At 66.4% G+C, this 25,438-nt stretch carries 25 protein-coding genes and 1 pseudogene; 13 read left to right on the forward strand and 13 right to left on the reverse strand.

Annotation, left to right across the window (positions count from 1 at the left end; genetic code table 11):
- Window positions 1–96: 96 nt before the first annotated feature.
- The 7 genes and pseudogenes from B9C43_RS29380 to B9C43_RS29410 form a co-directional block, all read right to left on the reverse strand.
- Window positions 97–981 carry an inositol monophosphatase family protein gene (locus tag B9C43_RS29380; protein ID WP_084430180.1) on the reverse strand — a complete coding sequence of 295 codons (885 nt, stop codon included), beginning with the start codon at window positions 979–981 and terminating at the stop codon, window positions 97–99.
- A pseudogene (locus B9C43_RS29385) lies at window positions 978–2,104 on the reverse strand (IS256 family transposase); the annotation flags it as partial. The pseudogene B9C43_RS29385 and the gene B9C43_RS29380, both read right to left, overlap by 4 nt.
- A gap of 136 nt (window positions 2,105–2,240) precedes the next feature.
- Window positions 2,241–3,035 carry an SDR family oxidoreductase gene (locus B9C43_RS29390; RefSeq protein ID WP_033382896.1) on the reverse strand — a complete coding sequence of 265 codons (795 nt, stop codon included), beginning with the start codon at window positions 3,033–3,035 and terminating at the stop codon, window positions 2,241–2,243.
- A gap of 60 nt (window positions 3,036–3,095) precedes the next feature.
- The gene (locus B9C43_RS29395) at window positions 3,096–4,691 is read right to left on the reverse strand and encodes a thiamine pyrophosphate-binding protein (protein ID WP_084430181.1); all 1,596 of its coding nucleotides are present in this window, start codon (window positions 4,689–4,691) and stop codon (window positions 3,096–3,098) included.
- Window positions 4,688–5,449 (reverse strand): cyclase family protein, encoded by a 762-nt coding sequence (locus tag B9C43_RS29400; RefSeq protein ID WP_033382902.1) that lies wholly within the window; start codon window positions 5,447–5,449, stop codon window positions 4,688–4,690. The genes B9C43_RS29395 and B9C43_RS29400 overlap by 4 nt, the downstream gene beginning before the upstream one ends.
- Window positions 5,436–6,035, reverse strand: a complete 600-nt coding sequence (locus B9C43_RS29405) for a GNAT family N-acetyltransferase (protein ID WP_033382903.1) — start codon at window positions 6,033–6,035, stop codon at window positions 5,436–5,438. The genes B9C43_RS29400 and B9C43_RS29405 overlap by 14 nt, the downstream gene beginning before the upstream one ends.
- A 3-nt stretch (window positions 6,036–6,038) precedes the next feature.
- Window positions 6,039–6,851: a PaaX family transcriptional regulator gene (locus B9C43_RS29410; protein ID WP_235038899.1), complete on the reverse strand. Its 813-nt coding sequence runs from the start codon at window positions 6,849–6,851 to the stop codon at window positions 6,039–6,041.
- A gap of 75 nt (window positions 6,852–6,926) precedes the next feature.
- On the opposite strand from B9C43_RS29410, the gene B9C43_RS29415 reads away from it, so the two are divergent.
- From B9C43_RS29415 to B9C43_RS29445, 7 genes are all read left to right on the forward strand, one after another.
- On the forward strand, window positions 6,927–7,808 hold the full coding sequence (locus B9C43_RS29415; RefSeq protein ID WP_033382905.1) for an SDR family oxidoreductase: 882 nt from the start codon (window positions 6,927–6,929) through the stop codon (window positions 7,806–7,808).
- Entirely contained in the window at window positions 7,805–8,677 is an 873-nt protein-coding gene (locus B9C43_RS29420; protein ID WP_084430183.1) for an amidohydrolase family protein, read from the forward strand. Before B9C43_RS29415 ends, B9C43_RS29420 begins: the two co-directional genes overlap by 4 nt.
- On the forward strand, window positions 8,674–9,132 hold the full coding sequence (locus B9C43_RS29425) for a MaoC family dehydratase (RefSeq protein ID WP_033382908.1): 459 nt from the start codon (window positions 8,674–8,676) through the stop codon (window positions 9,130–9,132). The genes B9C43_RS29420 and B9C43_RS29425 overlap by 4 nt, the downstream gene beginning before the upstream one ends.
- An 11-nt stretch (window positions 9,133–9,143) precedes the next feature.
- A complete protein-coding gene (locus tag B9C43_RS29430; RefSeq protein WP_084430184.1) occupies window positions 9,144–10,415 on the forward strand; it encodes an MFS transporter in 1,272 nt (423 codons plus the stop codon).
- A 9-nt stretch (window positions 10,416–10,424) separates the two neighbouring features.
- Window positions 10,425–11,876 carry an acyl-CoA synthetase gene (locus tag B9C43_RS29435; protein WP_084430185.1) on the forward strand — a complete coding sequence of 484 codons (1,452 nt, stop codon included), beginning with the start codon at window positions 10,425–10,427 and terminating at the stop codon, window positions 11,874–11,876.
- Between the two features lie 92 nt (window positions 11,877–11,968).
- Window positions 11,969–12,781 (forward strand): class I SAM-dependent methyltransferase, encoded by an 813-nt coding sequence (locus B9C43_RS29440; protein ID WP_084430186.1) that lies wholly within the window; start codon window positions 11,969–11,971, stop codon window positions 12,779–12,781.
- Complete coding sequence (locus tag B9C43_RS29445; protein ID WP_084430187.1) at window positions 12,781–13,353, forward strand: TetR/AcrR family transcriptional regulator; 573 nt, start codon at window positions 12,781–12,783, stop codon at window positions 13,351–13,353. Before B9C43_RS29440 ends, B9C43_RS29445 begins: the two co-directional genes overlap by 1 nt.
- Here B9C43_RS29445 and B9C43_RS29450 read toward each other — a convergent pair.
- Window positions 13,346–14,335: an alpha/beta fold hydrolase gene (locus B9C43_RS29450; RefSeq protein ID WP_235038900.1), complete on the reverse strand. Its 990-nt coding sequence runs from the start codon at window positions 14,333–14,335 to the stop codon at window positions 13,346–13,348. The two genes, B9C43_RS29445 and B9C43_RS29450, sit on opposite strands and share 8 nt — an antisense overlap.
- Window positions 14,336–14,431: 96 nt before the next feature.
- On the opposite strand from B9C43_RS29450, the gene B9C43_RS29455 reads away from it, so the two are divergent.
- Window positions 14,432–15,094 (forward strand): class I SAM-dependent methyltransferase, encoded by a 663-nt coding sequence (locus B9C43_RS29455; protein WP_235038901.1) that lies wholly within the window; start codon window positions 14,432–14,434, stop codon window positions 15,092–15,094.
- A 13-nt stretch (window positions 15,095–15,107) separates the two neighbouring features.
- Entirely contained in the window at window positions 15,108–15,887 is a 780-nt protein-coding gene (locus tag B9C43_RS29460; protein ID WP_160096766.1) for an AfsR/SARP family transcriptional regulator, read from the forward strand.
- Between the two features lie 2 nt (window positions 15,888–15,889).
- Here B9C43_RS29460 and B9C43_RS29465 read toward each other — a convergent pair whose 3' ends face one another.
- The 3 genes from B9C43_RS29465 to B9C43_RS29475 all read right to left on the reverse strand — a co-directional run bounded on the left by B9C43_RS29465 (window position 15,890) and on the right by B9C43_RS29475 (window position 20,009).
- The gene (locus tag B9C43_RS29465; RefSeq protein ID WP_084430189.1) at window positions 15,890–19,000 is read right to left on the reverse strand and encodes an ATP-binding protein; all 3,111 of its coding nucleotides are present in this window, start codon (window positions 18,998–19,000) and stop codon (window positions 15,890–15,892) included.
- A gap of 59 nt (window positions 19,001–19,059) precedes the next feature.
- Window positions 19,060–19,674 carry a VC0807 family protein gene (locus B9C43_RS29470; protein WP_084430190.1) on the reverse strand — a complete coding sequence of 205 codons (615 nt, stop codon included), beginning with the start codon at window positions 19,672–19,674 and terminating at the stop codon, window positions 19,060–19,062.
- A gap of 116 nt (window positions 19,675–19,790) precedes the next feature.
- Window positions 19,791–20,009 carry a hypothetical protein gene (locus tag B9C43_RS29475; protein ID WP_084430191.1) on the reverse strand — a complete coding sequence of 73 codons (219 nt, stop codon included), beginning with the start codon at window positions 20,007–20,009 and terminating at the stop codon, window positions 19,791–19,793.
- A 196-nt stretch (window positions 20,010–20,205) separates the two neighbouring features.
- On the opposite strand from B9C43_RS29475, the gene B9C43_RS29480 reads away from it, so the two are divergent.
- Window positions 20,206–21,615 (forward strand): alpha/beta hydrolase, encoded by a 1,410-nt coding sequence (locus B9C43_RS29480; protein WP_143446666.1) that lies wholly within the window; start codon window positions 20,206–20,208, stop codon window positions 21,613–21,615.
- A gap of 4 nt (window positions 21,616–21,619) precedes the next feature.
- Here B9C43_RS29480 and B9C43_RS29485 read toward each other — a convergent pair whose 3' ends face one another.
- Window positions 21,620–22,117 carry a redoxin family protein gene (locus B9C43_RS29485; protein ID WP_084430193.1) on the reverse strand — a complete coding sequence of 166 codons (498 nt, stop codon included), beginning with the start codon at window positions 22,115–22,117 and terminating at the stop codon, window positions 21,620–21,622.
- 69 nt (window positions 22,118–22,186) lie between these two features.
- Here B9C43_RS29485 and B9C43_RS29490 point away from each other — a divergent pair, with 69 nt between their 5' ends.
- On the forward strand, window positions 22,187–23,029 hold the full coding sequence (locus B9C43_RS29490) for a spermidine synthase (RefSeq protein WP_084430194.1): 843 nt from the start codon (window positions 22,187–22,189) through the stop codon (window positions 23,027–23,029).
- A gap of 163 nt (window positions 23,030–23,192) precedes the next feature.
- On the opposite strand, the gene B9C43_RS29495 is transcribed toward B9C43_RS29490, so the two are convergent.
- Window positions 23,193–23,759 (reverse strand): DUF6000 family protein, encoded by a 567-nt coding sequence (locus B9C43_RS29495; protein ID WP_143446667.1) that lies wholly within the window; start codon window positions 23,757–23,759, stop codon window positions 23,193–23,195.
- A gap of 111 nt (window positions 23,760–23,870) precedes the next feature.
- On the opposite strand from B9C43_RS29495, the gene B9C43_RS29500 reads away from it, so the two are divergent.
- Both B9C43_RS29500 and B9C43_RS29505 read left to right on the forward strand, forming a co-directional pair.
- On the forward strand, window positions 23,871–24,311 hold the full coding sequence (locus tag B9C43_RS29500) for a L,D-transpeptidase (RefSeq protein WP_051895351.1): 441 nt from the start codon (window positions 23,871–23,873) through the stop codon (window positions 24,309–24,311).
- 97 nt (window positions 24,312–24,408) lie between these two features.
- Window positions 24,409–25,428, forward strand: a complete 1,020-nt coding sequence (locus B9C43_RS29505; protein WP_084430196.1) for an extracellular solute-binding protein — start codon at window positions 24,409–24,411, stop codon at window positions 25,426–25,428.
- Window positions 25,429–25,438 lie beyond the last annotated feature (10 nt).

Consider the following 25,438-nt stretch of genomic DNA (forward strand, 5'->3'; position numbering starts at 1 on the left):
ACGGGTCCGCCGGTTCTTCTGCGACGCACACGACTTGCTACGCAAGCGAATACTGGAGTAATTGTCAAGACCTGTTGATTGTGTTCGCTGCGCGGTTCAGGTTGTGCGTGCGGTGATGTCCAGGATTTGGTGGTGGAGGGCGGGGGTTGAGAACAGGGCGGTTCTGGTGTCGCCGTGTCGGTCGTCGGACAGGTCGCTGTAGATGCCGCCGGCTTCCTCCACGATCGGGACGAGTGCGGCGATGTCCCAGAGTCCTGCTCCTTGTAGCAGGAAGGCATCGAGTTTGCCGGTGGCCACGAGTAGGGCGCCGTGGCATGTTCCGGATCCGGTTGATGGTTTGCGGATTGTGGTTGTTGGTGGGGGTGTGCTGTGCCAGTCCAGCGCCGGGAGCGTGGTTCGGGCTTGCTTTGCCAGGTTCGCGGCGCGTTGTCGGTCGCGTGTGTTGAGTCGGGCAGGCGGCGGCCAGATGCCGATTGCGGCGTCGTGGAGGTCGGTGGCCGTGGTAACGGCGAGCCGGGTTGGCGCCGCGGTGTGGTCCATCGGCAGGCTGGTGCTCCAGGCTCCCGAGCCGCGTGTGGCCCACCATCGGGTCTGGCAGGCCGGAGCGGTGACCACGCCGAGCGAGACGGCATCGCCCTCCGCCAGGGCGATCAAGGTGCCCCACTCTGGTTCGCCGGCGAGGAAGCTGGTGGTGCCGTCGATGGCATCGACTATCCATCGGCGGTGGCCGTGGCCCTGGGCGCCGAATTCCTCGCCGAGGAAGGTGTCATTGGCGTGTGTCTGGTTGATCAGGGCGCGAACGGCGTGTTCGATCTCGCGGTCGACGGCGGTGACCGGGCTGCCGTCGCTTTTGGTCTGCCAGGCGATGCCGCCGGTCGCGAAATGGCGTGAGGCGATGGCGTCAGCGTGGTCTGCCAGCCTGTGCGCCAGTTCCAGATCGGCTGGGGCGCCGTGGGCTTGACGGGCTTCGGCGTTTGTCATGCCGCACCTGCTGTCGGGCGTTCGACCAGGATGCCCCGATCGAAGTGGGCTCCGGCGCGGACCAAGGCGACCAGGTGGGGTGCGTTGACGGCGCGCCAGCGGGTTTGGGCGGACTCGATCAGTTTGAAGGCCATTGCGAGGCCAGCGGCGCGGGAGCCGGGGCCCTTGGTGAGCTTGCTGCGGTGTCGGACGGTGGCGAAGGTGGACTCGGTCGGGTTGGTCGTGCGCATGTGCTGCCAGTGCTCGGCGGGATAGTTGTAGAACGCCAGCAGTTCGGCAATATCGCCGGTGATCTTGGCGACCGCTTTGGGGAACTTCGCGCCGTAGGCCGCATCGAAGGCCTTCACCGCGTCCACGGCGTGGCGGCGGTCCTCGGCGTTCCAGATCTCGGCCAGGTGCTTCTTCGCGCCGGGGTGGGCGGACTTGGGCAGCGCGGCGAGCACGTTGCCGGTCTTGTGGAACCAGCACCGCTGTTCGCGCGTGTCGGGGAAGACCTTACGCAGCGCGCCCCAGAACCCGAGCGCGCCGTCACCGACGGCCAGGACCGGGGCGCGCATGCCGCGGCTCTTGCAGTCGCGTAGAAGATCAGCCCACGACTCGACCGATTCTCGGTAGCCGTCGGCCTGCGCGACGAGTTCCTTGCGGCCATCGGCGCGCACACCGATCATCACCAGCAGACACAGTTTGTGTTCCTCGAGACGGATGTTGACGTGAATGCCGTCCGCCCACAGATACACGAAGTCCACATCAGACAGATTGCGGGTAGCGAACGCGTGTTGCTCGGCCTGCCAGTGCTCGGTCAGCTTCGTCCCCCACCGAGCTTGACAAGCCCTTGGCTGAGCCGAGGAACTGACCCAGCGCCGGCACGAAATCGCCGGACGACAGGCCGTGCAGGTACAGCAGCGGCAGCACGTCGGTGATCTTCGGGGGCTTGCGCGCCCAGGGCGGCAGGATCGCCGAAGAGAACCGCTGCCGCTCGCCCGTCTCGGGGTTGACACGCTTGTCGTTGACTCGCGGCATCCGCACCTCCACCTGGCCGGGCTGTGGTTGTCACCTGCTGCGGCTGGTGATAGCCGTTGCGCACTACCAGTCGGTGGCCGTGCTCGTCGAGCTCGTCGCGGAACCGGGCTGCAGGGCCGGGCACTACGCTGAGCATGGGTCGTTTCAAGCATTGCTCCCGAATACTGCTCGACCAGTGACCAAGACGCCAGAACGGCAAAGTTGACCATGCACTAGGGGCAGAACCGAACGCTGCCGGGTCAGCTCTGTTGAGCGGCGTTCCACAGGTCCTGCATGGCCTCCAGGTAGACCTCGGCCTCCACGGCACGCAGCCGGGCGGCCGGGATGATGTCGTCGGGGTGGGTCTGGATCAGGAACCGCTCCTCGATCAGCCCACGCACCGCGACGTCGGCGACGTCCACAGGTGCCATCGCGTGGTTGTCCAGACCCATCCGGACCGCACGCCCGACGGGGTCGTCGTCCACAGCGAGCATCAGCGGCGTCTCGACCAGGCCAGGGCACAGGCATGAGAAGCGAACCCCGGTGTGGCTGTACATCACGGCGTACGACTCCGCGAGCGCCAGCGCGGCGTGTTTGGTCACCGTGTACGGCGCGGCGCCGGGCGTCATGATCAGACCGGCACCGGACGCCGTGTTGACCAGGTAGCCCTCACCGCGCTTGATCATCGCGGGCAGCAGGGCGCGCATCGCCCAGATGTGCGACATGACGTGCACGTTCCACTGCTGCTGCCAGCCTTCGTCGGTGACTTCCAGGCCGCCGATCGGCCGCGGGATGCCCGCGTTGGAGAAGTACACGTCGATCTCGCCGAACCGCTGTTCCGCCTCGGCGATCAGCCGGAGGATCTCCGACTCCCTGCTGACGTCGGCCTCGATCGCCAGGCCGTCCACTCGGAACGCGGTCTCCTGCGCACTTGCGAAATCGATGTCCACGACGGTGATCCCGCGTGGGCATTCTTTGGCGAACCGTTCGGCCAGCGCGGCTCCGATACCGCTACCGCCGCCGGTGATCAGGACGTGCCTGCCGCCGAACTCCATACCCACAATTTTAGTAGTGCCAACTTGCCGTCAGCTGTCAACTTCTTGCCACTAGGCAGCTCAGCTGAACGCCTCGGCCAGCCACCAGGACCCGCCGTCCGAGGCGATCCTGGCGTCGAGCAGTAACGGCCGGTCGCGAGGGCCGTTGAGCCAGTCGGTGACGCCGTCGAGGTCCTTTACATTGTGGACAGCTATAGCCGAACAGCCGAAACCCCGTGCTATCTGGCCTATTCCGGCATCCGGAAAGCGCACAGTGGACAAATCGGCGTCCTGTCCGAAGTGGTGGATCTCGGCGCCGTACGCCGAGTCGTTGTAGACCACGATCACCATCGGCAATTTCAGCCGTACGACCGTCTCAAGCTCCGCGATGCTCATCAGCAATCCGCCGTCGCCGACCGCCGCCACCGGCAGCCGGTCCGGTCGCGCCAGTGCCGCGCCGATCGCGGTGAACAGGCCGAGCCCGATCGACTGGAACGACTGGGTGAAACAGAAGCCGAACTCGTCGGGTACGGACAGGTACGCGCTGGGATAACCCATGAAGTTCCCGGAGTCCACCGCCACGATCCGCTCGCCGGGCAGCAGTTCGTCCAGCCGTGCGGTCAACTCCCGTGGATCGATGTGGGTGTCGGTGGACAGGTCCGGCACTGGCCAGCGGGGACCGGCGGCGATCCGGGCTTGGATGTCGTCGGTGCGGTATCCGTCTCGGACCGTGACCAGCTCGGCCACGTCCTGTGCGGTCTGCCCGGCGTCGCCCCGCACCGCGAGATCCACGGGCTGGTGCGCCTGCCCGCCGATGTCCACGTGCGCGACCTTGCCGGTGAGCAGCGTGCCCCGGCGCGTGGTCCACTTGGTCAACGCGCAGCCCCACCCGACGACGAGGTCGGCCTGTGAGATCAAGTCGGCGGTCAGGGCGGAGGAGAACCCGCCGGAGATCCCCAACGACCACGGATCGTCGTGGAAAAGCCCGTGCGCCACGGCCGAAGTGGCCAGCAGCGCACCCGTCTTCGCGGCGAGGGCGCGAATTTCCTTGGCCGCGCCACGAGCGCCACGCCCCGCGATGAACACCGGGCGTCGCGCTTGGTCGATCATCGCGGCCAGATCCTCGACCGCTTTGCGGTTGGGCCGTATCGGCAACAACGGCTCGACCGGCTGCACTGTGGCCGGGACGGCAGAAGCGGCCTGGACGTCCAATGGCAGGTTGAGCACGACCGTCCGGCGTTCGTGGACGGCGATGCGGTAGGCGCGGACCGTGTCGGCGACCGCCGTTTGCGCCGAGTACACACGTTCCGACGTCGCGCCAAGGGCTGTCACGGCGGCGTCCTGGTCGATCCGGAAGTTGGCCAGGATCGCCGAACTCGGGGTGTCCGCGGTCAGCACGATCATCGGCGTGCGGCTCTTGGCCGCTTCGGCGATTCCGGTCATCGCGTTGGTCAGGCCGCAGCCTTGGTGGACGGACACCACGGCGACTCGTCCGCTCATGCGGCCGTACGCGTCGGCCATGGTCGCCGCGCCCGCTTCGTGCCGAGTTGCGACGAATGGGACACCGTGCGCGCGCAGTGCGTTCGTCACTTCGAAGTTTCCGCTGCCGACCACCCCGAATGCCTGCGCCACACCGAGTTCCGCCAGCGTCTGGCCGACGATTGCGGCGACGTTCATCGCTCCACCAACGCCAGCACCCGCGCGGGACTGCCTGATCCGCCGACGATCGGCAACGGCGACACCACGAGCATCGTGCCCGTCGGCGGTAGCGACTCCAGGTTGCGCAACTGCGTCAGGCCGTGCTTGCCCGCGCCCAACATGAAGTTGTGACAAGGGAAAGGCGGATCGAAGCTGTGCGCAGCTCCGGCGTCTGTGCCGACCGTCTCGACACCGACACCTGTTAATGGTGTCTCTTCAGCAAGCCATTTCGCGCACTCCGCGGACATGCCGGGGCTGTGCGCCTCGTTGAGAAAGCTCGCCGCATCGTCCGAGCGCGTGGACCACCCACTGCGCACGAGCAGCCAGCCGCCGTCGGGCAGAGCGCCGTGCTCGGCCTCCCAGCGCTTGACGTCGTCGATCTCCAGCAGGAAATCGTCGTCGCCGGCGACCGGCCCGGACACGTCGATCACGACCGCGGGCGCGACCAGGGTCTTGATCGGGACCTGGGACACGTCGTGGCCGTCTTTGCCCGACACCCAGTGCACCGGGACGTCGAGGTGGGTGCCCGTGTGCTCGCCGGTATGGATGTTGTTCCAGTACCAGGCCGGGCCTTTCTCGTCGTACCGGCTGATCTCCTCGAGCTGGAACGGGATCGTGTTGGCGAACGGCTCGGGCAGCTGCAGGATCGGCGTGCTGGACGTCAGCGGCGCGGTCAAGTCGATCACCTCGACACCGCCGGTCGAGATCGCGTCCCGGAGCTGGTCAAGCAGACCCATCATCGTTCCCTTCGTCCGTTCGCAGCCGAGCGTGCAGATGCCCGTCGTGAAAGCCGTCCATATGCAACATCGCCCCGCGAAGGGTGCCTTCGGGGGCGAATCCGGCTCGGGTGGCGACGCGGCACGAAGCCATGTTCGCCTGCGAATGCTTCAAGAACAACCTGTGAAAACCGACCGTGTCGAAGCACCACTTCGCGGCCACCCGCACCGCCGGTGCCGTCACCCCGGCGCCGCGCGCCTCGGGGAGCAGCCAGTACGCCACCTCGGCCACGGCCGACATCAGGTCGATGCCGCGCAAGCCGACCTGACCGATCGCTTGGTCGTCCCTGGCGATCGCCCAGTTGGCCTCGGTCTCGTCGCGCCATCCCGTGTCCCATCGGGCGACCCATTCGAGGGCTTCGGCGTCCGAGTCGATCCGGCGGGTGTGCCAGTGCTGGATCTCCGGGCAACTGAACGCCGCGCGGGCTACCGGGGCGTCGTCTTCCCGCCAGGGGCGGAGCGTCAAACGGTCATCGATCTCAAGGATGGGTTGCGTGTGTGCGCTCAGCGAACCCGCGGGCAATGTCGGTTTCAGGAGAAAGGGCACTTGTCATCTTGGCACGGGAATCTCGTCGATGACTTCCCGCGCGATCCGCAGAGCGGGCTCCTCGTAGTGCTCCGCCAGCGCGGTGAACGTCTCCTCCGCGCGGATCGCGGGCCAGTCATGGGAGAGGTGCTCAGCGGGTAGATGCGGGTCCTGGCGGACGAGGTTGAGCCAGTCCGTGTGCAGCATCAGCTGGCGTGCCAGGTCGTCGCGGGCTGCGGGCAACGGGTCCTTGGTGTCCCAGCGGGCCAGGAAGTCCTGGTAACGGGCGGCGATCGCGTCGGTGTCGAAGGCCTTGTGCACCAGATCGGCCGATTCGGTCGGCTTGGCGTGCTGCGCGGTGAAGACCGTGACGTTCCCGGCGAGGTCGAGGTGCTCGACGATCGCGGCGGCGTCCTTGATGCCCGGCGCGATCCACAGGCCGTTCTGCAGCATGCCGAAGCCGGCCCAGATCAGCTGCGAGCGCAGGTCGTGCCGGTCGGCGCGGCGGCCTTCGGGCATGGAGAACGCGACCAGCGTCCAGTTGCCGTCCCAGTCCCGGTTCACCGCGCCGGTCTGCCATATCCGCCGCTCGCCATCCGACAGCACGTCGGTGGCCCGCTGGGTGAGTCCGAAGTAGACGCGACGGCCGTCGCGGTGGCGTTCCAGCAGACCGCGGCCTGCCATCCGGGTCAGCGTCGAGCGGACCGCCTCCTCGGACACCCCGACGCGGTCGAACACGTCGATGATGCTGCCCGAGTACACCGCCGTGTGGCGCCCCAGCAAGTAGATGCCCAGAAAGCTGAGCATGAGCGGCTGCGGTCGTACCTGGTCCTCCACATCGGCCAGAGTAGACGGCACGAATGTTGGGCACAATATTGACGCTCGTCATCAAATTGACGTACTTTGCCTGGCATGGACCTGACAGGCAAAGTCGCCGTCGTCACGGGAGCGGGACGCGGTCTCGGCCGTGCCTACGCCGAAGCCCTCGCGGCCGCAGGGGCCGCGGTGGTGGTGAACGACGTGGACGCGGACGCCGCCACTCGTGTCGTCAAGGCGATCGTCGAATCCGGTGGCCGTGCGGCCGAGGTCGTGGCCCCGGTCGGTACCGCGGAAGTCGCGAATGAGTTGGTGGACAAGGCCGTGACGCAGTTCGGCCGTCTCGACGTGATGGTCACCAACGCGGGCATCCTGCGCGACCGGGTGCTCTGGAAGATGACCGACGAGGACTTCGACGCGGTCATCGATGTCCACCTGCGCGGCACGTTCACGTGCGCCCGAGCCGCGGCGGTACGGATGCGGGAGCAGGGGACCGGTGGCCGGCTGATTCTGATCTCCTCACCAGCGGGCCAACGCGGCAACTTCGGGCAGACCAACTACGCGGCGGCCAAGGCCGGGATCGTCGCGATGGCCCGGACGTGGGCGATGGAACTGGCCAAGGCGCAGGTCATGGTGAACGCGGTCGTCCCGGTCGCCGCCACCGAGATGACCAAGACCATCCCGGCGTTCGGCCCGGCCATCGAGGAAGCCGAACGCACCGGGACGCCGTTGCCGGACTGGATGCGCAAAGACGAAGGCCTTGGCACGGTCGAGGATGTCGCCCCGCTGATCGTGTTCCTGGCGTCCGACGCGTCGGCCGGGATCACCGGCCAGGCGATCGGGATCGGCGGTGACAAGCTCACACTCTGGTCACACCCGGCGGAGAAACAGACGGCGTACAGCGACGGAGGATGGACGGCGGCTGACATCGCGGGTGTGTCGTGGCAACTGGAAACCTACGGGATGCCGATGTCATGAACCTGGATTCCCTTGTGGCCATTGACGTCCACACGCACGCCGAGATCTCCAAGGACGGGCACGGGTCGCTCAGCCCGCACCTGTTCAGCGCGTCCGCGGACTACTTCAAGGCGCACGACCACCGGCAGCCGACCATCCCGGAGATGGCCTCCTACTATGCCGCGCGGGATATGGCTGCCGTGGTGTTCACTGTGGACGCGGAACACGCGACCGGCCATCCCCGGATCTCCAACTTCGAAGTCGCGGAGTCGTGCGCCGAGTTCCCGGATGTGCTCATTCCGTTCGCGAGTATCGATCCGTGGAAAGGCCGTGCAGGGGCTCATGAGGCTCGGCGGCTGGTCGAGTCCTACGGGGTCCGCGGCTTCAAGTTCCACCCGAGCATCCAGGGGTTCGCGCCCAACGATCCGCTGGCTTACCCACTGTACGAGGTGATCGAGGAACTCGGCGTGCCCGCGTTGTTCCACACTGGACAGACCGGGATCGGCGCGGGCGTGCCGGGCGGTGGCGGGATCCGGCTGAAGTACTCCAACCCGATGCTGGTCGACGACGTGGCCGTGGACTTCCCCGAGTTGCGGATCATCCTCGCCCACCCGTCTTTCCCTTGGCAGGACGAGGCATTGGCGGTCGCCACGCACAAGCCGTACGTCTACATCGACCTGTCCGGCTGGTCGCCGAAGTACTTCCCGCCGCAGCTGGTCCGGTACGCCAACTCGCTGTTGCAGGACAAGGTGCTGTTCGGCTCGGACTACCCGGTGATCACGCCGGACCGCTGGCTGGCCGACTTCGCCAAGCTGGAGATCAAACCCGAAGTGCGGCCGAAGATCCTGAAGCACAACGCGATCCGACTACTAGGCCTGGAGAAGACATGACCACGCACGCACGAGGGCTGGCCGCGATCAAGGCGCTGGCAGGCCAGGACCTCGGCCACACCGGCTGGTGGGAGATCACCCAGGACCGCGTCGACAAGTTCGCCGACGCCACCGACGACCACCAGTGGATCCACATCGACCCCCAGCGCGCGGCCGACGGCCCGTTCAAAACGACGATCGCGCACGGCTACCTGACGCTCTCCTTGCTGAGCGCGTTGTCCTCGGAGCTGCTGGTGATCGAAGGCGTGGGGATGAGCATCAACTACGGGCTCGACCGGGTCCGGTTCCCCGCTCCTGTGCCGGTCGGCAGCAAGATCCGGCTGGCCGGAACCGTCGTCTCGGTCGACGACGTGCGCGACAACGGCGTCCAGATGGTGCAGGACCTCACCGTCGAGATCGACGGATCCGACAAGCCCGCGTGCGTTGCCCGCTGGCTGTCCCGCCACTACGCCTGAAGGGGCGTGCCATGTCGACTCAACTACGAAGGGCGGTCACGTCCAGCTACTTAGGCAGCGTGATCGAGTACTACGACTTCCTGCTCTACGGCACGGCGTCGGCCGTGGTGTTCAACAAGGTCTTCTTCGCCAACCTGGATCCGTTGCTGGCCACCGTCGCCAGCTTCGGCACGTTCGCGACGGGGTACCTGGCCAGGCCGATCGGCGGGATCCTGTTCGGGCACTTCGGCGATCTGCTCGGGCGCAAGCGGATGCTCGTGCTGTCGATGACGTTGATGGGTGTCGCGAGCTTCCTGATCGGTGTCCTGCCGACGTACGCCCAAGTTGGCGGGCTGGCGCCGGTCGGACTGGTGGTGCTCCGGCTGGTCCAGGGCATCGCGGTCGGCGGCGAGTGGGGTGGATCGGTGCTGATGTCCGCCGAGCACGCCACGTCCCGCCGAGGCCTGTGGGCCGGGTTCACCAACGCGGGCGCGCCGAGCGGGATGGTCCTGTCGACCGCGGTGCTGACCGGGACGTCAGCTGCCGTCGGTGAGCAGGCGTTCCTGGACTGGGGCTGGCGGATCCCGTTCCTGCTCAGCATTCTGCTGCTGGCGGTCGGGTTGTTCGTCCGGGTCAAAGTCGAGGAGACGCCCGCTTTCAAAGCGATGACAGCCCCTCCCCAGCGCAGGTTGCCCGTGGTGCAGGTGCTGCGCAGCCATCCGAAGAAGTTGCTGCTGGGCATCGGCGTCGGGTTCGCCGCGTTCGTCGCACAGTCCACTTTGACCACCTTCGTGATCTCGTACGCCGTTCAGGCCGGGCACACCCGGCAGGCTGTCCTGAACGTGCTGACGATCAGCTCGGCCGGTGCGGTCTTCGGGATCCTCGCGTTCGCCGCCATGTCCGACCGGTTCGGCAGGCGGCCGATCGTGCTCGTGGGCACGGTCGCCATGGCGGTCTGGTCGTTCTTCCTCTTCCCGATGATCGACGCCCGCAGTGCCGCGCTGTTGCTGCTGTCTCTGTTTGTCGGCCAGGCCGTTCTGCACGCCATGATGTACGGGCCGTTGGCCGCCCTGTACTCCGAGATGTTCCGCACCGAGAACCGGTACACAGGTGCTTCGCTGGCGTACCAGATCGGTGGACTGGGTGCCGGTATCGCACCGGTGCTGTTCGCGCAGCTGCAACGGGCAGGCGGCGGTACCCTGGCGATTTCCTGTACGGTCGCGGCTTTCTGTCTGCTCGCCGCGGGATGTGTGCTCGCGTTGAAGGAGACGAACAAGCAGGACCTGATCCCAGTCGCGGCATAGGAGAGTCCAATGACCAACGAGGGTTTGGGTGGCTGGCCGGCGCGCCGGGCGATGCTGACGCCGGAACGCACTGCGATCATCTACCAGGACAGGTCGACGACGTACGACGATTTCTTCACCCGCACGACCCGGGTGGCCTCGCGGTTGCGGGCCAGCGGCGTGGCGAAGGGCGACAGGGTCGCGTATCTCGGGCCCAACCACCCGGCCTTCGTGGAGACCATGTTCGCGACCCACATGCTCGGCGCGATCTTCGTACCGCTGAACTTCCGCCTGGCCACGCCGGAACTGCAGTACATGATCGCCGACGCGGGCATCGAGATCATGGTCCGCGATCCGTCCACCGCGGACGTGACAGGCCCCGACATCATCTCGTTGGACGACTACGAAGCCTGGCTCGCATCGGGTTCGGACGAACCGATCGATGTCGCGGTGGCGCAGGACGAGATCGCGTTGATCCTCTACACCTCGGGCACAACCGGGCGGCCCAAGGGTGCGATGTTGAGCCACGCCAACATGATCTGGAACACGTACAACGCGCTGGTGTCGTTCGACGTGGCGGGTGACGAGGTCGGACTGGTCTCCGCGCCACTGTTCCACGTCGCCGCGCTCGGACAGCTCTTGCTGCCGACGTTCATCAAAGGCGGCTGCTCGGTGATCACCCCGACATGGGACGTCGACATGGCCTACGACCTGATCGAACGTCATCGGATCACATGGATGTTCGGCGTGACGACGATGTTCGCCGCGATGGTCCAGTCACCTCGCTGGCAGAACGCGGACCTGTCATCCGTGCGCTGCTTGATGTCCGGCGGTGCGCCGATCCCGGTGTCGCTGATCTTGACGTACCAGGAACGCGGGCTGGTGTTCCAGCAGGGCTACGGGCTCACCGAGACCTCGCCGGGCGCGACGATGCTGGAGGCGCGGCAGAGCGTCCGCAAGGCCGGGTCAGCGGGTGTGCCGGTGTTCTTCACGTCGGTCCGGGTCGAGGCGCCGGTCGGCGAACCGGGCGAGGTACTGATCAAGGGACCGAACGTCACACCGGGCTACTGGAACAACCCGGCGGCGACAGAGGCGGCGTTCGAGGACGGTTGGTTCCGTTCCGGGGATCTCGCAACCGTGGACAAGGAGGGGTACCTGTACATCGTCGACCGGGTGAAGGACATGTTCATCTCCGGCGGCGAGAACGTGTATCCGGCGGAGGTCGAAGGCGTGATCTTCGGGCATCCGTCGGTGGCCGAGGTGGCCGTGATCGGGGTGCCGGACCCGAAGTGGGGCGAGGTCGGCAAGGCTTTCGTGGTGTGCCGTCCTGGTTGCGGCCTCACCCTCCCCGAGCTGCAGGAGTTTCTCCTCTCCAAGCTGGCCAAGTACAAGATTCCTGCGCACCTGGAGGTGGTCAGCGGCCTGCCGCGGACTGGTTCGGGGAAGGTCCAGAAGGCCAAGCTGCGTGATGGCTCGAAATGAGGTTCCGGCGGATGCGATCGAAGCCGCGTTGACAACCCCTCGTCGTGAACGTATGTTCATGAACAAGCGTTCATGACTTTGGGGGTGCGACGATGAGCATCGTGAACTCCGCGCAGGCGGAGGCGTGGAACGGGTACGAAGGCCAGCACTGGGCCGCGCATGATTCGCGGTATGACGCGATGAACAGTGGGTTCAACCAGTTCGTTCTTGAGCACATTGGGCCTGATGACCGGGTGCTGGACATAGGATGTGGCAACGGTCAGCTGACGAGGCTGGCTGCTGGGGTTGGCAGGTCGGCGACTGGGGTCGACCTGTCGGCTCCTATGCTGTCGGTTGCGCGGCTGCGGGCCGCGGACGTGCCGAACGTGACCTTCACCCAGGGTGACGCGCAGGTCTTTCCCTTCGAGGCAGGCTCTTTCGACATCGCCATCAGCCGGTTCGGGATCATGTTCTTCGCTGATCCGGTCGCCGCGTTCACCAACATCCGCCGGGCGCTCGCATCGGACGGCCGGATGGCGTTTCTCTGCATGACTTCGTTGCAGGACACGGATCTCGGCACCATCTTCGACGCGATGGGGGAGTACCTGCCGTGGCCGACGGGCGCGGATGGGTCAGGGCCGACGTCGTTCGCCGATCCCGCGCGGACCGAATCGGTGTTGTCGGACGCTGGATTCCGGGATGTCACGTGCACTCGTGTGCAGGCCGACCAGATCTGGGGCCGTGACGTCGAAGACGCCACCGAGTTCTTCGCCGACTGGGGGCCGGTGAAATACCACATGGGGCTCGCCGGTCCGCAAGCCGCGGCCAAGGCCAAACAAGCGCTCGCCAAGGCACTTGAGCCCTTCGAAACACCCGAAGCCGTGAAGCTGCGCGGTCATGCCTGGCTTGTGCGGGCCAACGCCTGATGTCGCCGCGGAAAACCAACCTGCGTGAGCAGTTGGTCGCCACGGCCGCCGCGATGATCGCCGAGCAGGGCACCGCAGGGTTGACCGTCCGGGCGATCGCCAAGCAGGCTGGTGTCGCGGATGGCGTGCTGTACAACCACTTCAGCGACAAGGAGGAACTCCTCGCGCAGTCGTTGGTCACGCACGTCCGCAACGTCGAAGCCACCCTCGGCGAGCTGCCGGAGGCGGGTTCCGGTTCGGTCGAGGCGAACCTGAAGGCTCACTTGGCGTACGGCTTGGCGCTGCACCGGGCGATCCTGCCTGCCTTCGCGGGTCTGATCGGGCAGCCGGCCGTGCTGGAACGGCTGGGGGACTTGGAAAACGACAGCTGGCGGGACCGCTTGGCCGCGTACCTGCATGCCGAGAAGGACATCGGCAGGCTACGGCCGGACGCCGACGTCGGCACAGCGGCTGCGTTGATCGTCGGAATCTGCCACGAGGCCGTGCTTTCCGGGTTGATGCCGCACACTCCGGCCAGCCGGAAACCGGACGTGGGCAGGATCGTCGCGACTGTCCTTACCGGGATCAGATGAGACCGGACCGTGCCGCGTGCGCCGCAGCCGCGGTGCGGGACGGCAACCCGAGTTTGGTGCGAATGTTGGCCACATGCCGGTGCACGGTGTGTGCGCTCAGCGTCAGCCGTTGCGCGATTTCCTGATCGCTCATGCCGGCCGCGACCAGACGAAGAACGTCGATCTCCCGCGTCGACAACGACGTCGTGTCCACTGTGGAAGAAGGCGTGGAGCCGAGGAATCGGAAGGTGTGCTCGGCGATCGCGGCCGAGTCGCCCATCCACGGCATGTGGTTCACGCCGTCCAACGGGACGAGAGTGGCTCCACGGATCGTCGACGCGAGCGACCGGCCAAGGCGAAACGGGACCACGCGGTCGTTGCGGCGATGCATGACCAGCGTCGGCGCCTTGATCTGGCGCACGTGATCGCGTACGTCGAACTTGTACACCGCCTGCAACGCGGTGGCCGCTTCCTGCGGGCTCATCGTGGCGCGCTGGAACCGGATGAACTCGTTGCGGTCCTCGGCGCTGGAGTCGGGCAGGAACAGGTCGGCGAGGAACCTCGACCCGACACCCCAGTGCCGGCCAAGGATGTCCACAATGGATGACTGGGCTTCGGGTGTGGTGATCTCGCCACCGTAGGCGTACGCCCCGTAGAGCACGAGACGGTCGACCCGGTCGGGATACAGCGCGGCGTACGCGGCGGACACACAGCCGCCGGAAGACGCGCCGAGCAACGAAACCGGTGCGCCGACCTCGGCGACGACCGCGTCGAGCGTGGCCAATTGGTCCTCAAGGCCTGACCCGATCGCCCGGCCGTAACGGATCAGTGTGACACCGCTGGCGAGCAGGGTCATGAACTCCCGGAAGGCCGACATCTGCCATTCCTGCTCCAGATCACAGCACCACCAGCCGCCCGCGATCAGCGGCGGGCCGGATCCCATGGCCGCCCACGCCACTTCACGGTCGCCCACATGCGCGAAACGGACCAGCGGTGTTGCCACGCCGTCAAGGGTAACCGGGTGGCCGGGATCGGCCAGTAGCCAAAATGGCCTGTTCCGGCGATGCGACCGGGCATCCGCGGCGGAGAAGGTGATCGCATGAAAGAGCGTTTCTTCGCCGCGGTCTACGACCCGTTCCTCTGGTTGGGGGAGCAGCGCGGCATGCGAGCACGCCGTGCCACGCTGCTGAGTGAGGCACGTGGCCGGGTATTGGAGATCGGTGCGGGAACCGGGCTGAACCTCCGGCACTACACCGGTGAAGTGAGCGAGCTGATCCTCACCGAACCGGACGAAGCGATGTACAAAAGGCTGCGCCAAAGGGCAGCCGGACGGCCGGAAATCGTTGTACGCCAGACATCTGGCAGCGATCTGCCCGCCGAGGACGGCAGCGTGGACACCGTCGTGTCGACCCTCGTGCTCTGCACAGTTGCCGAAGTCGAGCCCGTGCTCGACGAGATCGCCAGGGTGCTGCGGCCCGGCGGGCGTTTCCTGTTCTGCGAACACGTGCTGGCCAAGGACAGCAAACGCGCGCGCACGCAGCGCCGGGTGGCGCCGTACTGGATGAAGGTCGCAGGCGGCTGCTACCCGGACAGGGACACCGCGAGTGCGTTGGCTGAACGTTTCGACATCATGCGAATGGAGGATGAGCGTTGGCACGGCATGCCATCGTGGGTGCGTCCCTTGATCACTGGTACGGCATCGGCACGGGAGTGTGTGGCACACCCGTGGCACACCCGTGTCACGCCTACAGGTCATGGGTGAGTACCGGGGTGGAATGAACTATTGGCAGCGCGCGACGGGCAGCTGGCAGGTGCGGCTGGTCGGCGAGGTCACTGTGCACGGCATGGACGGCACGTGGGAAGCGCCCGACGTGGGCAGCCGCAAGGCACGGACCTTGTTGGCGCTGCTGGGCGTGGCACAGGGGCGCATGGTGACGGTGGAGACCATCGGCGAGGAGCTATGGGGCGACGCCCCGCCGCAACAGCCGAGAGCCAACGTGGCCACGTTGGTGTCCCGGTTACGGGCCAGATTCGGTGCGGCGGTGATCATCGGCGGCCGGCGCGGGTACCGGCTCGGTGACACGATCCGGGTGGACCTGCACGATGCCGCGCAGGACATCACGTACGCCGAGTCCGCGTTGAGCACCGGCCGGCCAGGGACCGGCTTGGTCGCGGCCGAGAACGGCCTCGAGCTGATCGGCACCAACCTGGTGCTGATGGACTACCCGGCGCCCGAGTGGGCAGAGCGGGCGCGGGCAATGCAAACAGGGTTGCTGCGTCGAGGGCGGCACGCGGGTGCTGAGTGCGCGTTGCGAGTCAGCCAACCAGCCAAGGCACAGGCCATTGCCGAGGCGGCGATCATCGCGGACCCGTTGGACGAACGGGCGTACGGGATGCTCATGCGGGCCTACGACGCCCTAGGGGAGCCTGCACGGGCGCTGGTGGCGTACGAACGGCTGCGTACGACGCTGGCGACCGAGCTGGGCACTGGTCCCGTGGCCGCGATCCGCGACCTGCACGTGGCCATCCTGCGGGCAAACGCTGTTTCGGCGTGACGTCAGGGGTCCCGCCGCACACTCCACTGCCGGGTGGTGGGCGTGTAGCGGCAGGAGGTGCCGGTGGTGACTGCCGAGCGCAGCTCACCACCGAGCACCGGGTCGTGCTCGGTGATCACGTCGAGGGCACGTTTGATCGCCTTGCGCACGGCCGTTCGCGCGCGTTCGGGGGAGGACGCGAAGCCGCGGACTCGTCCGCCCAGCCCCATGGCGCGGACGAGTTCGTTGGCGACCGCGTCGCGTTCCGTGCGCAGCTTTTCGGCTTTGGACCCCTCACCGTTCGTTTCGGCGTCGTCGATGGCTTTGTCCAGGTCACGGACGCGTCTTCGGTACGCGTCGAGTGCTGTGTCGTCCAGCAGTTCCTGGCGCCCGGCCAGCACCGCCGAGCCGACCAGGTCCACCGCGGCAAGGTCCTCGCCGGGGTTCTCCAGCAGACGACTCAGGTAGTCCAGGCCGACGAGGTCAGGCAGCCGATAGGTGTCGCTGCCACTGCGTACGGTCCAACCGGCGCTCCAATGCAGCACGGCCGGAGTTGTCGACGGCGCCAGCATTTCCGCCTGCGCGGTCCACTGTTCGACGCGGGTGCTCATGCCTATCGCGCCGGCTTCGTCGATTGCCTGCGCCAGCACAGTCCTTGCCCGCTCGAGGTCACCAGGCCTGCCGCGGGCGACAAGGGCTTTGGCGAGTTGCGCGCGGCTGTTGGCCAGCGCGGGCCGGTTCTCGATCCGGACGTTGACCTTGATCGCCTTCTCCAGATACGCCACAGCGGCGACCGGATCGCCCGCGACGAGCGAGGCGACGCCGAGCGAAGTCGCGACCGCGCCGAGGCAACAGACCGCGAGCGACACCATGACCGGCAGGTCCTCGAAGGGCCGCAACAACTCCACGACTTCCGCGGCCAGCGACGCGTCGTTGAGCAGCGCGGACGCCTCCGCCAGGCCGACCATCGCGGCCAGCCACGTGCTCGACTTGGGCACGTTGGCCAGGCCGATCTTCAGCATCGGCGCCAAGGCGGCCCGGGCTTCGGCGTGCCTGCCGTCGCGCGCGAGGACCATCACCGCCGAGGCCCGGAAGCCGTATTCGCCGACCGCGAGGGTCGCGGACGTCAGAGTTTGCGTGACCAGGCCGGCCAGTTCGGCGTCCCGGCCCTGCAGCCAGCGGATGTCCAGCAACTGGGCGGCGTAGTAGCCGGTGGAGTCGGCGTCCCCGACCTCGAGGCCTTGCTGCAGGCACTGCCCGGCGGCCGCTTCGGCTTCGTCGAACTTGCCCGCCCGGATCAGCCGCATCACGTCCATGCACGCCACGATGAACCCGGTGGAAGCGACGCCGAGGGTGGCGGATCGTTGCCTCAGTTCAGTCAACGATCGCTCGGCGCCAGGATCGCCGAGCAGGTACAGATCCGTTGTCCGCCACAGCAATCCGAACAGTGCGAGGATTCCGTCACCGGCGGCGGAAGCGGCCGCGATCTGTTCCTCGGCGAGCGGCAGGCGCATCTCGGCGTGTTCAGGGCTGAGCAAAGCGTGATGTGTCAACGAAAGCGCGTCAGCCAGGGCATGCGGGTCGCCGATCGCCCTGGTTCGTTCCATGGCTTGGAGAACCTCGTCGACGGCCGCGCCTTCGTACACGGCCTCAGCGGCCAGCCGGACCGAAAGCCTGCACCGCAAGGAACGTTGGTGCTGCGGCAACATCGCGAGTGCGGCCCGTTGGCGGGCAAGGACATGGCCACGGACCGCGGCGTTGCGGTATTCGTGCACCCACACGCCGCCCAGCCCGAGCACCGAGCGTGCCAACAGGACTGGGTCGCCTGCCCGTTCGGCGGCCTCGGTCGATTCCTCGAATGCGGCACGGGCGTCGTTGAGACGACCGCACGCCAACACCGCGTCGGCGTATTCGATCAGGAGCTCGGCACGTCCTGGCAGGTCAGGGCTGTGCTGCGCGAGCGTGATTGCTCGGCTGAGCAGGTCCGCCGCGCGCTCGTAGGCGTAGCCGCGGCGCAGCGAATCCGCCGCCTCACGGCACGCGCCGATCGCGATCTCCGCGTCGGCGTTCGAGCGCATAGCCGCGACCAGGGCGTGGTGCGCGATGCGTTCCGGGTTGCCCGTCAGGATCGTCGCGGCCCGGGCGTGCGCGTCCAGCAGTTCGGTCGTCTCGAACTGGTCGAGCGCCGCCTCCCGCACCAAGTCGTGGAAGGTGCATCCGTTCGGCCTAAGCTCTACGAGCCCTTTGGCCTGCGCGGCGGTCAACGCTCGCAGGACCTCGGCGGGCGAGTGGCCGCAGATGCTCGCGACCTCGCCGACCGAGCCGTCCACACCGAGCAGTGCGGCGAACGCCAGTATCCGGCTGTGCTCCGGCTTGAGGCGGGTCACCGCCTCGGTGATGGCATGCTCCAAAGTGGCCGGTCCAGTCCCGGTCCACCCGCGATCCACCGCACGGGCAAGGTAAAGCGGACTGCCGCCGGTGACTCGCAGCAAAGTCGTGGCCACGGCCTGGTCAGGACTCGGCTGGCCGTGCGCGTCCAGCAACGCCGTCACGTCATTGAGGTCGAACGGGCGCAACGCGATGGTCGTGGCGCCCGCCTGCAGTTCACCGAGCAACGCTTCGGCGGCGGCACTGCTCTGTGAGGGCGTGTTCCGCCTGGTGAGAACCATGACCAGCGGCAATCGGTCCAGCGTGGCGGCGAGGAACCGGGTGAGCAGCAATGCGCTTTCGTCCGCGTAATGCACGTCATCGATGACGATCATCGTCGGTGTCTTGCCGCGGGACGCCATGAGCAGGTCGCCGACCGCGGCGAACCGCGCGAACCGTTCTGGGTCAACGTGATCGCGGCCGGAGTCGGCAGCGAGCAGTTCAGCGCCCGCCGGACCTGCCAACGCGGGCAGGACAGCAGGCCACGGCCACAACGCGGGCGCACCGCCGTGCGGCCAGCAGCGGCCCCAGATCACTTCGAACCCGTCGCGTTCAGCCTCGGCCGACGCGTGTTCGGAGAACCATGTCTTGCCCACGCCCGCTTCGCCCGTCACCACGACAAGCTGACGGCGCCCGGCAGCAGCCCACCTCCTCGCATCGGCGAGGACGGCGAGCTCGTGTGCACGACCGACGAATGTGGCGACCATCGTGGGCAAGTGTGCCGTACGCGTCGGTCAACTCAAGCGATGGTGGTAGCTCGATGTGATCACGAAGAATGCACAGAGTTGATCATCCGCTGACCGGATCGCTTGGCCCGTGCGCGTTTCGCTACCTGAACGGTGATCAGCAGGAGCAGCGCGATCGTGCCAATGGACAGCACAGTGGACAGGCCGACCATCGTGCTGACAGCCAATTGGTACGCCAGGACGGCCCGTACGATCGCTTCGGCCAGCAATCCCGTGCCCCATACCACACTCAGCAAACGCATGAGTCCATCATGTTCCTGGCCGATGTTTCCGCCGACGGCCCTGCGATAGGCCAAATAGGTCAACGGCTTGCCCACGACACAGCTGATCAGAAACGCGGCGCCGATGATCCCAGTCATCAGCGACGCCTTGAGGATGACGAACTTCGGGTCGTTGAAGGCGACCGCCGCGATCAGACCAAGGCCGAAGATCGTCAGCATGAACCCGGAGAACGGGTCGAGGCGCCGGGAGCGGACGGCGTCGGTGACGAGCAAGCCCGCGGAGACGACCGTTCCGCCCAGCAGCGCTATCCAGTCGTTGGCTCCGGCCGCGTTGAGCACGTAGTAGATCGCGACCGGCGGGAGGATGTCCTTCAGCAGGATCGGGACCAGGGTCTTGATCGCTTTGTTCGCCATACCTCGACGGTAGGAGCGCGCAAGCTTGGGCGCTTCGGCGTTCTGTCAGCAGTTAGGCCTGACATCCGTCATGGACGGGTGCGGCGCGATGATGACACCACGCCGCCCCAGTGCACCTAGTCACGCGATGCTTTCGCGCGTTTCTGGCCAGCCCAGCCGATTGAGGCGAGCACGAGTCCGAGCACGCCGATCGCGATGCCGCTGACCGGCTGCCAGTCCAGTGCCCAGCGCATCATCTGCCAGTTGCCGCCCCACACCTGGGTGACCAGCGTCGAGCCGAAGCCTTGCACCATACCGATGATGCCGATGACTTCCAGTGCGATGAACAGTCCCATGTGGATCCTCTCCCCAGTTCGATCGGTTGCGGATCCGACGCTAACACCGCGTTCGGGCCGCAAAGCCGGTTGTCGTACCAAGGGATGACCCCGAATCGATCCAACGGCTGGCCTCAGGGATGATCAAGGGATCCTCCCTGAGGTGGTGCCCGGTGGTGTCGTGATCGGATGGGCGCCGACAAACCAAGGGGGACGAATGCCTCGATACCGGCTCGCGACCGCTGTGTCCACAGTGTTCGCTGCTGCTGCTTTCACAGTTCCCGCCAGCGCGCAGGCGGCGGGGTTGCGCTGGGAAAAGTGCCCACAGAACGAGGAAGTGTGGTGCGCCGACTTACAGGTGCCTGTGGACTGGGTTACCGGCCGAGGCGTTGTCACGCTGAAGCTGGCCCGCCGGGCCGCGACCACTGACCGCAAGATCGGCACCGTCATCTATCTGCCCGGTGGCCCTGGCGATTCCGGGCGCGGGCAGTTGCTCGGCAAGAACTGGCTTTCCAAGGCCGCCGCCGAACGGTTCGACATCGTGACGCTGGATCCCAGGGGTATCAACGAAAGCGGCGGGGTCAAGTGCGATACCGGCCTGATCGACGACGTGCCGAACCTGAACCCGGACACCGGCGGCCGGCTCGCGAACGTGATCGAGTACAGCAGGGCAGTGGCGGCCGATTGCCGCAAGCAACCCGTTGACGTGATCGACCACATGAGCAGTCGCGATGTGGCGCGTGACGTCGAAGCGATCCGCGCCGCGATCGGCGAACAGCGCATCTCCCTCTACAGTCGGTCATACGGCACGCTGGCGGCTCAGACGTACGCGGAAATGTTCCCGCACAGGACAAGGGCCGTGGTGCTGGACAGCGTCTTCGACCACAGCTTGTCCGCCAGGCAACTGCTTGAGTCATCTGTTCGCGGCGTGGAGGACTCGTTCAAGGCCTTCACCGATTGGTGTGCCCGGACGCAATCCTGTGTGCTGCATGGCAAAGACGTCGGTGCACTCTTCGATGACCTCTACCGCAAGGCTGAACGCGGCGAACTGACCGAGCCGAGCAACCCCGCACAGGACATCACACCCACCGAGTTGTCGTGGCTCACCATGCGGGTGTGGCTGTACCGGCCCGACTGGCCGGGACTCGCGGATCGGCTGGCCAGGCTGTCCGGCCTGCTGCCGCCTGGAGCCGCGGTGGAGTTCCCGTCCTCGAAGGGGTTCTTCCCCATGGCGGCATTCTGTGCCGACCACAGGATCACTTTCCGATCCGAGCTGGAATGGCGTTGGCAATGGGCGCGGCTCAAGGCGATGGCGCCGCACATGCGGACGCACATGGTGTGGCAGATCGCCTCGATCTGCGCGGGCTGGCCGATTCCAGCGGCAAATCCGCAGCGCGAACCCGACATCCGCGTGCCGGTCCTTGTGCTCAATTCCCGGCACGACCCGGCGACGAATCTGGAATGGGCCGTCAACGTCAGCAGGCAGATTCCTCGCAGCGCCTTGTTGACGTACGAAGGCGCTGGTCACGGCGTCTACAACCGCACCGCCTGCACCGAGCAGGTCACCGACCGGTATTTCATCGATCTGGTGCAACCGGCGCAGGGCGCGAGTTGCCCAAGCGCCTAGGGCGCTATCGCGCGGTGAGTTTGGCGACCCGTTCGTTCAACCCGATCTCGCTGAGCTGCTGTTTTACGATTTCGATGGTGCCGTCGGCGTAGGCGAACGCGTACGCGGGCTGCTGGGTGATTCCGAACCGGGTCCAGATCGCCGCGTTCGCGTCGTTGAGGTGCGTGAAGCCGCTGACCTCGTTCTCCGCCACGAACTTCTTCATCGCGGGCACCTGGTCCTGCGCGCCGACACCGACGAAGGCGATCTTGCCCTCGTTCTGCTTGGCCAACGCGCCCATGTGCGGCGCCTCGCCCTGACAGCGCGGGCACCACGGTGTCCAGAACCAGATCACCGCCGGCTTGCCTGCCAGGGTCGAGCCGTCGAAGTCCTTGTCATCCAGGGTCTTGGCGGTGAACTGGAGCTTCGGTGAGACGTTCGCGCCGGTCTGCGGCGGTGCGGGCGGCGCTTCGGCGGCGCACCCGGTCAGCACCAGCAGAACGGCGACAAGCAGGGCCTTCATACGTCAGATCCTGGCCCACAACGCAACCCCTTGGGGACAGCTGATGTGTGCCGGACATAGGCTGACGGCATGTCAAAGGGCCATCGGGTGCGCGGCGGTCGCCGTGACGTGCGCTTCGGCATGGCCGAACTGATCCGCGACCTGGACCGGCCGGACGGCTGGCTGCTGAGCGTCGACGGGGTGGCCCAGTCGTACGTCGACCTCGACGATCCGACCCACCTGGAGTTCGACTACGTCCGGCGGATCGGTGACGTGATCGACTGCCTGCCCGAAGGCCCGCTGAACACCGTGCACATCGGTGGCGGAGCGTGCACGCTGCCGCGCTACGTGGCGGCGACCAGGCCGGGATCACGCCAGCTCGTGCTCGACCCGGACGAAGAGCTGATCGACATGGTCCGGGAACGGCTGGACCTGCGCAGCGTGCCGTCGCTGCGGGTGCGGATCTCCGACGGCAGGGAAGGCCTCGCGACCCGCAACGAGGACTCGGCCGACCTGATCGTGCTGGACGCGTTCGTGTCCGCCGAGATGCCGAGCGCGATGGCGACCGTCGAGTTCGCGCGCGACGTCAGGCGGGTCCTGCGGCCGCACGGGACGTACTTGATGAACGTGACCGACGGGCCAGGCTGGCAGTTCGCCCGGCGCGTGGTCGCGACCGTCGCCGAGGTGTTCGGCTCGATGCTGTTGCTCGCTGACCCGAGCGTGATGCGTGGCCGCCGGTTCGGCAATCTCGTCGTGGCCGCGTCGGCGGAGAGCCTGCCCGAGGCCGAACTGGCGCGCCGTGCGGCGTCCGCGGCGTTCCCAGCGCGCCTGGTGACGGGCGAGAAGCTGCGCGAGTTCTACCGTGGCGCCAAGGTGATCACTGACGCCGAGCAGCTCTCCGCGCCAACGCCGCCCGAGACCGCCTTTACCTGAGCCGCCAGGTTCTCTGTGTGGGGCCCGACCCGGCTCGATCTCCACTTCGTTCAGAACTACGTCCGCTGTAGATTAACGTGTGACGAAAAACAACGACACGCCTTGACGTGAAGACGGGTTCCTCGCGTGTCCACACTGGACGATTCGGGAACTTCTGTGGGGGTTAGGGGATGCACTCCTCGGAGAACGAGTACACGTCGTTGAAGAACATGTGGTGGTACTCGGGTTGCTGTTGCTGCGGCGGAAGTGACGCGGCCCAGCGTTTCCACAGGCCGCCTGCGCCGATGAACCGCTCGGCCTCACGGGTGTCCAGGCGGGCGTCGAGATGCATCAAGGCTCCCAGTGCCCACGTCTGGTCGTACCGGCAGGCGGATTGCGGCAAGTAGTGGCTGAGGTAGGCGACGAGCCGCCATGCGTCGTCGCGTGTCGAGAATCGGGCGAGCGCGAGGCAAAACCCTTGTCCCGCATAGGTGACCTCGCTGGCGAGGAGTTTTTCCCCGATGCGGTCACGGTATTGCGTGCGATGCGAGAGGCCGGCCAGCCACGCGGCGGTGATCTGGTCACGCCAGTCCGAGTCGAACAGCAGGTCGAGCTCGTGATCGCTGATGCTCTGGGCATCTGCCGCGATGGCACGGGCGAACTCGGTGCGTTCCTCGCCTCTCAGGCCCACCACGTTGCCGTGCAGGAGCTTCTGATAGCGGGATGCGACGTACCGGTCCACTAGCGACATGGAGACATCCTGACGCGGGACGTCCGATCATGTGGGGCAATCGAGTGAAAAACCCACATAACTTGTGTGCGTTCGCTAATCGTGGGTAGTCCAGTGAGCGAGGTGATAACGATGCGAGTACGTCGCCTGACGGCAATGATCTCGAGTGTCCCCCTTGGACTGGCGCTCACCGTGGGATTCGCCGCCGAAGCGCAAGCCGCGTCGGCGCCGTGCGGTCCTGCCGCGAAGGCATGCCTTGATCTCTCGGCGAACCAGGCGTGGCTGATGAACAACGGTGCGGTCACGTACGGGCCGGTCCCGGTCACCCACGGCAAGCCAGGGTGGGAAACGCCACCTGGAACGTTCAAGGTGACCAGGAAGAACAGGCACCACCGCAGTAGTCAGTTCAACAACGCACCGATGCCGTATTCGGTGTTCTTCAACGGTGGAATCGCCTTCCACCAGGGCAGTCTGCGTGAGAAGTCACACGGATGTGTGCACCTTTCCAAGTCGGCTGCCGCGAAGTTCTTCGGCACCTTGAAGATCGGCGACCAGGTTCAGGTCGTCCCGTAACCGAAGAGAGTCTTGTTTCGGCGTAAGGCGAGGCTTACCTTGGCGTGGATAGCCTAACTTACCTGGTGGGGGCAGGTGGTGAGCCAAGGAGGAGCCATTGGCACCCCGCCGGAGCATTGCGGCACTGCTGGCCATCGCTTTGGTCTCACCAGCGGCGTGTTCGGACACCGCTGGTGAGGCCGGCGATGCGTTGATCATCTATTCCGGTCGCAACAAGGAACTCGTCGGCGGAATTCTGGAACAGCTCAAGCAATCCGTCGGCGGCAACGTCGAAGTCCGCTACGGCGGCAGTGCCGAGATGGCCGCGCAGATCCTCGAAGAAGGCGGCGGCACGCAGGCAGATGTCTTCTTCTCGCAGGACGCGGGGGCGCTCGGTGCGCTGACCGAGCAAGGCAAGCTGGCCGCGCTCCCACAGGACGTTCTTGGCCTGGTGCCGGAGAAATACCGTGCTGACAACGGCACGTGGGTGGCGACATCCGCACGGTCCAGAGTTGTCACCTACGACCCTGGCCAGGTCGCCGAAGCCGATCTTCCCGCCAGCGCCGACGCGATCCTCGATCCCAAGTGGCGCGGCAAAGTCGGTTATGCACCAACGAACGCGTCATGGCAAGCGTTCGTCACCGGGCTGCGGGTGATTCGCGGTGAAGAGGGCGCCAAACAGTGGCTGGCCAAGTTCAAAGCCAACGAGCCGAAGCGGTTCGAGAACAACATCGCCATCCTCGACGCTGTCGACAAAGGACAGCTGGCGCTCGGGCTGATCAACCACTACTACTGGTACGCGCGGGTTGCCGAGGTCGGTGCCGACAAGGTGAAGGCCAAGCTGCACTTCGTCAGCGGCAATGATCCGCTCGGCCTGGTGAACGTGGCGGGCGTCGGCGTGGTGAACGGCAGCCCGCAGAACGAAGCCGCGGTGAAGGCCGTGCGGTTCCTGCTGTCCGACCAAGCTCAGCGGTACTTCGCCGACCGGACAGCGGAATACCCGGCCAATCCGGCCGTCGCACCGGGCAAGCACCAATTGCCGCCGCTCGGTTCCCTTCAAGGGCCGGATATCGACCTGTCGAAGCTGTCCTCCTTGCAGCAGACGCTGTCCGTGCTGCAGGAGGTGGGGCTGTCCTGATCGGGCTGAA

Source organism: Kibdelosporangium aridum, assembly GCF_900176515.1.
Classification (GTDB): domain Bacteria; phylum Actinomycetota; class Actinomycetes; order Mycobacteriales; family Pseudonocardiaceae; genus Kibdelosporangium; species Kibdelosporangium aridum.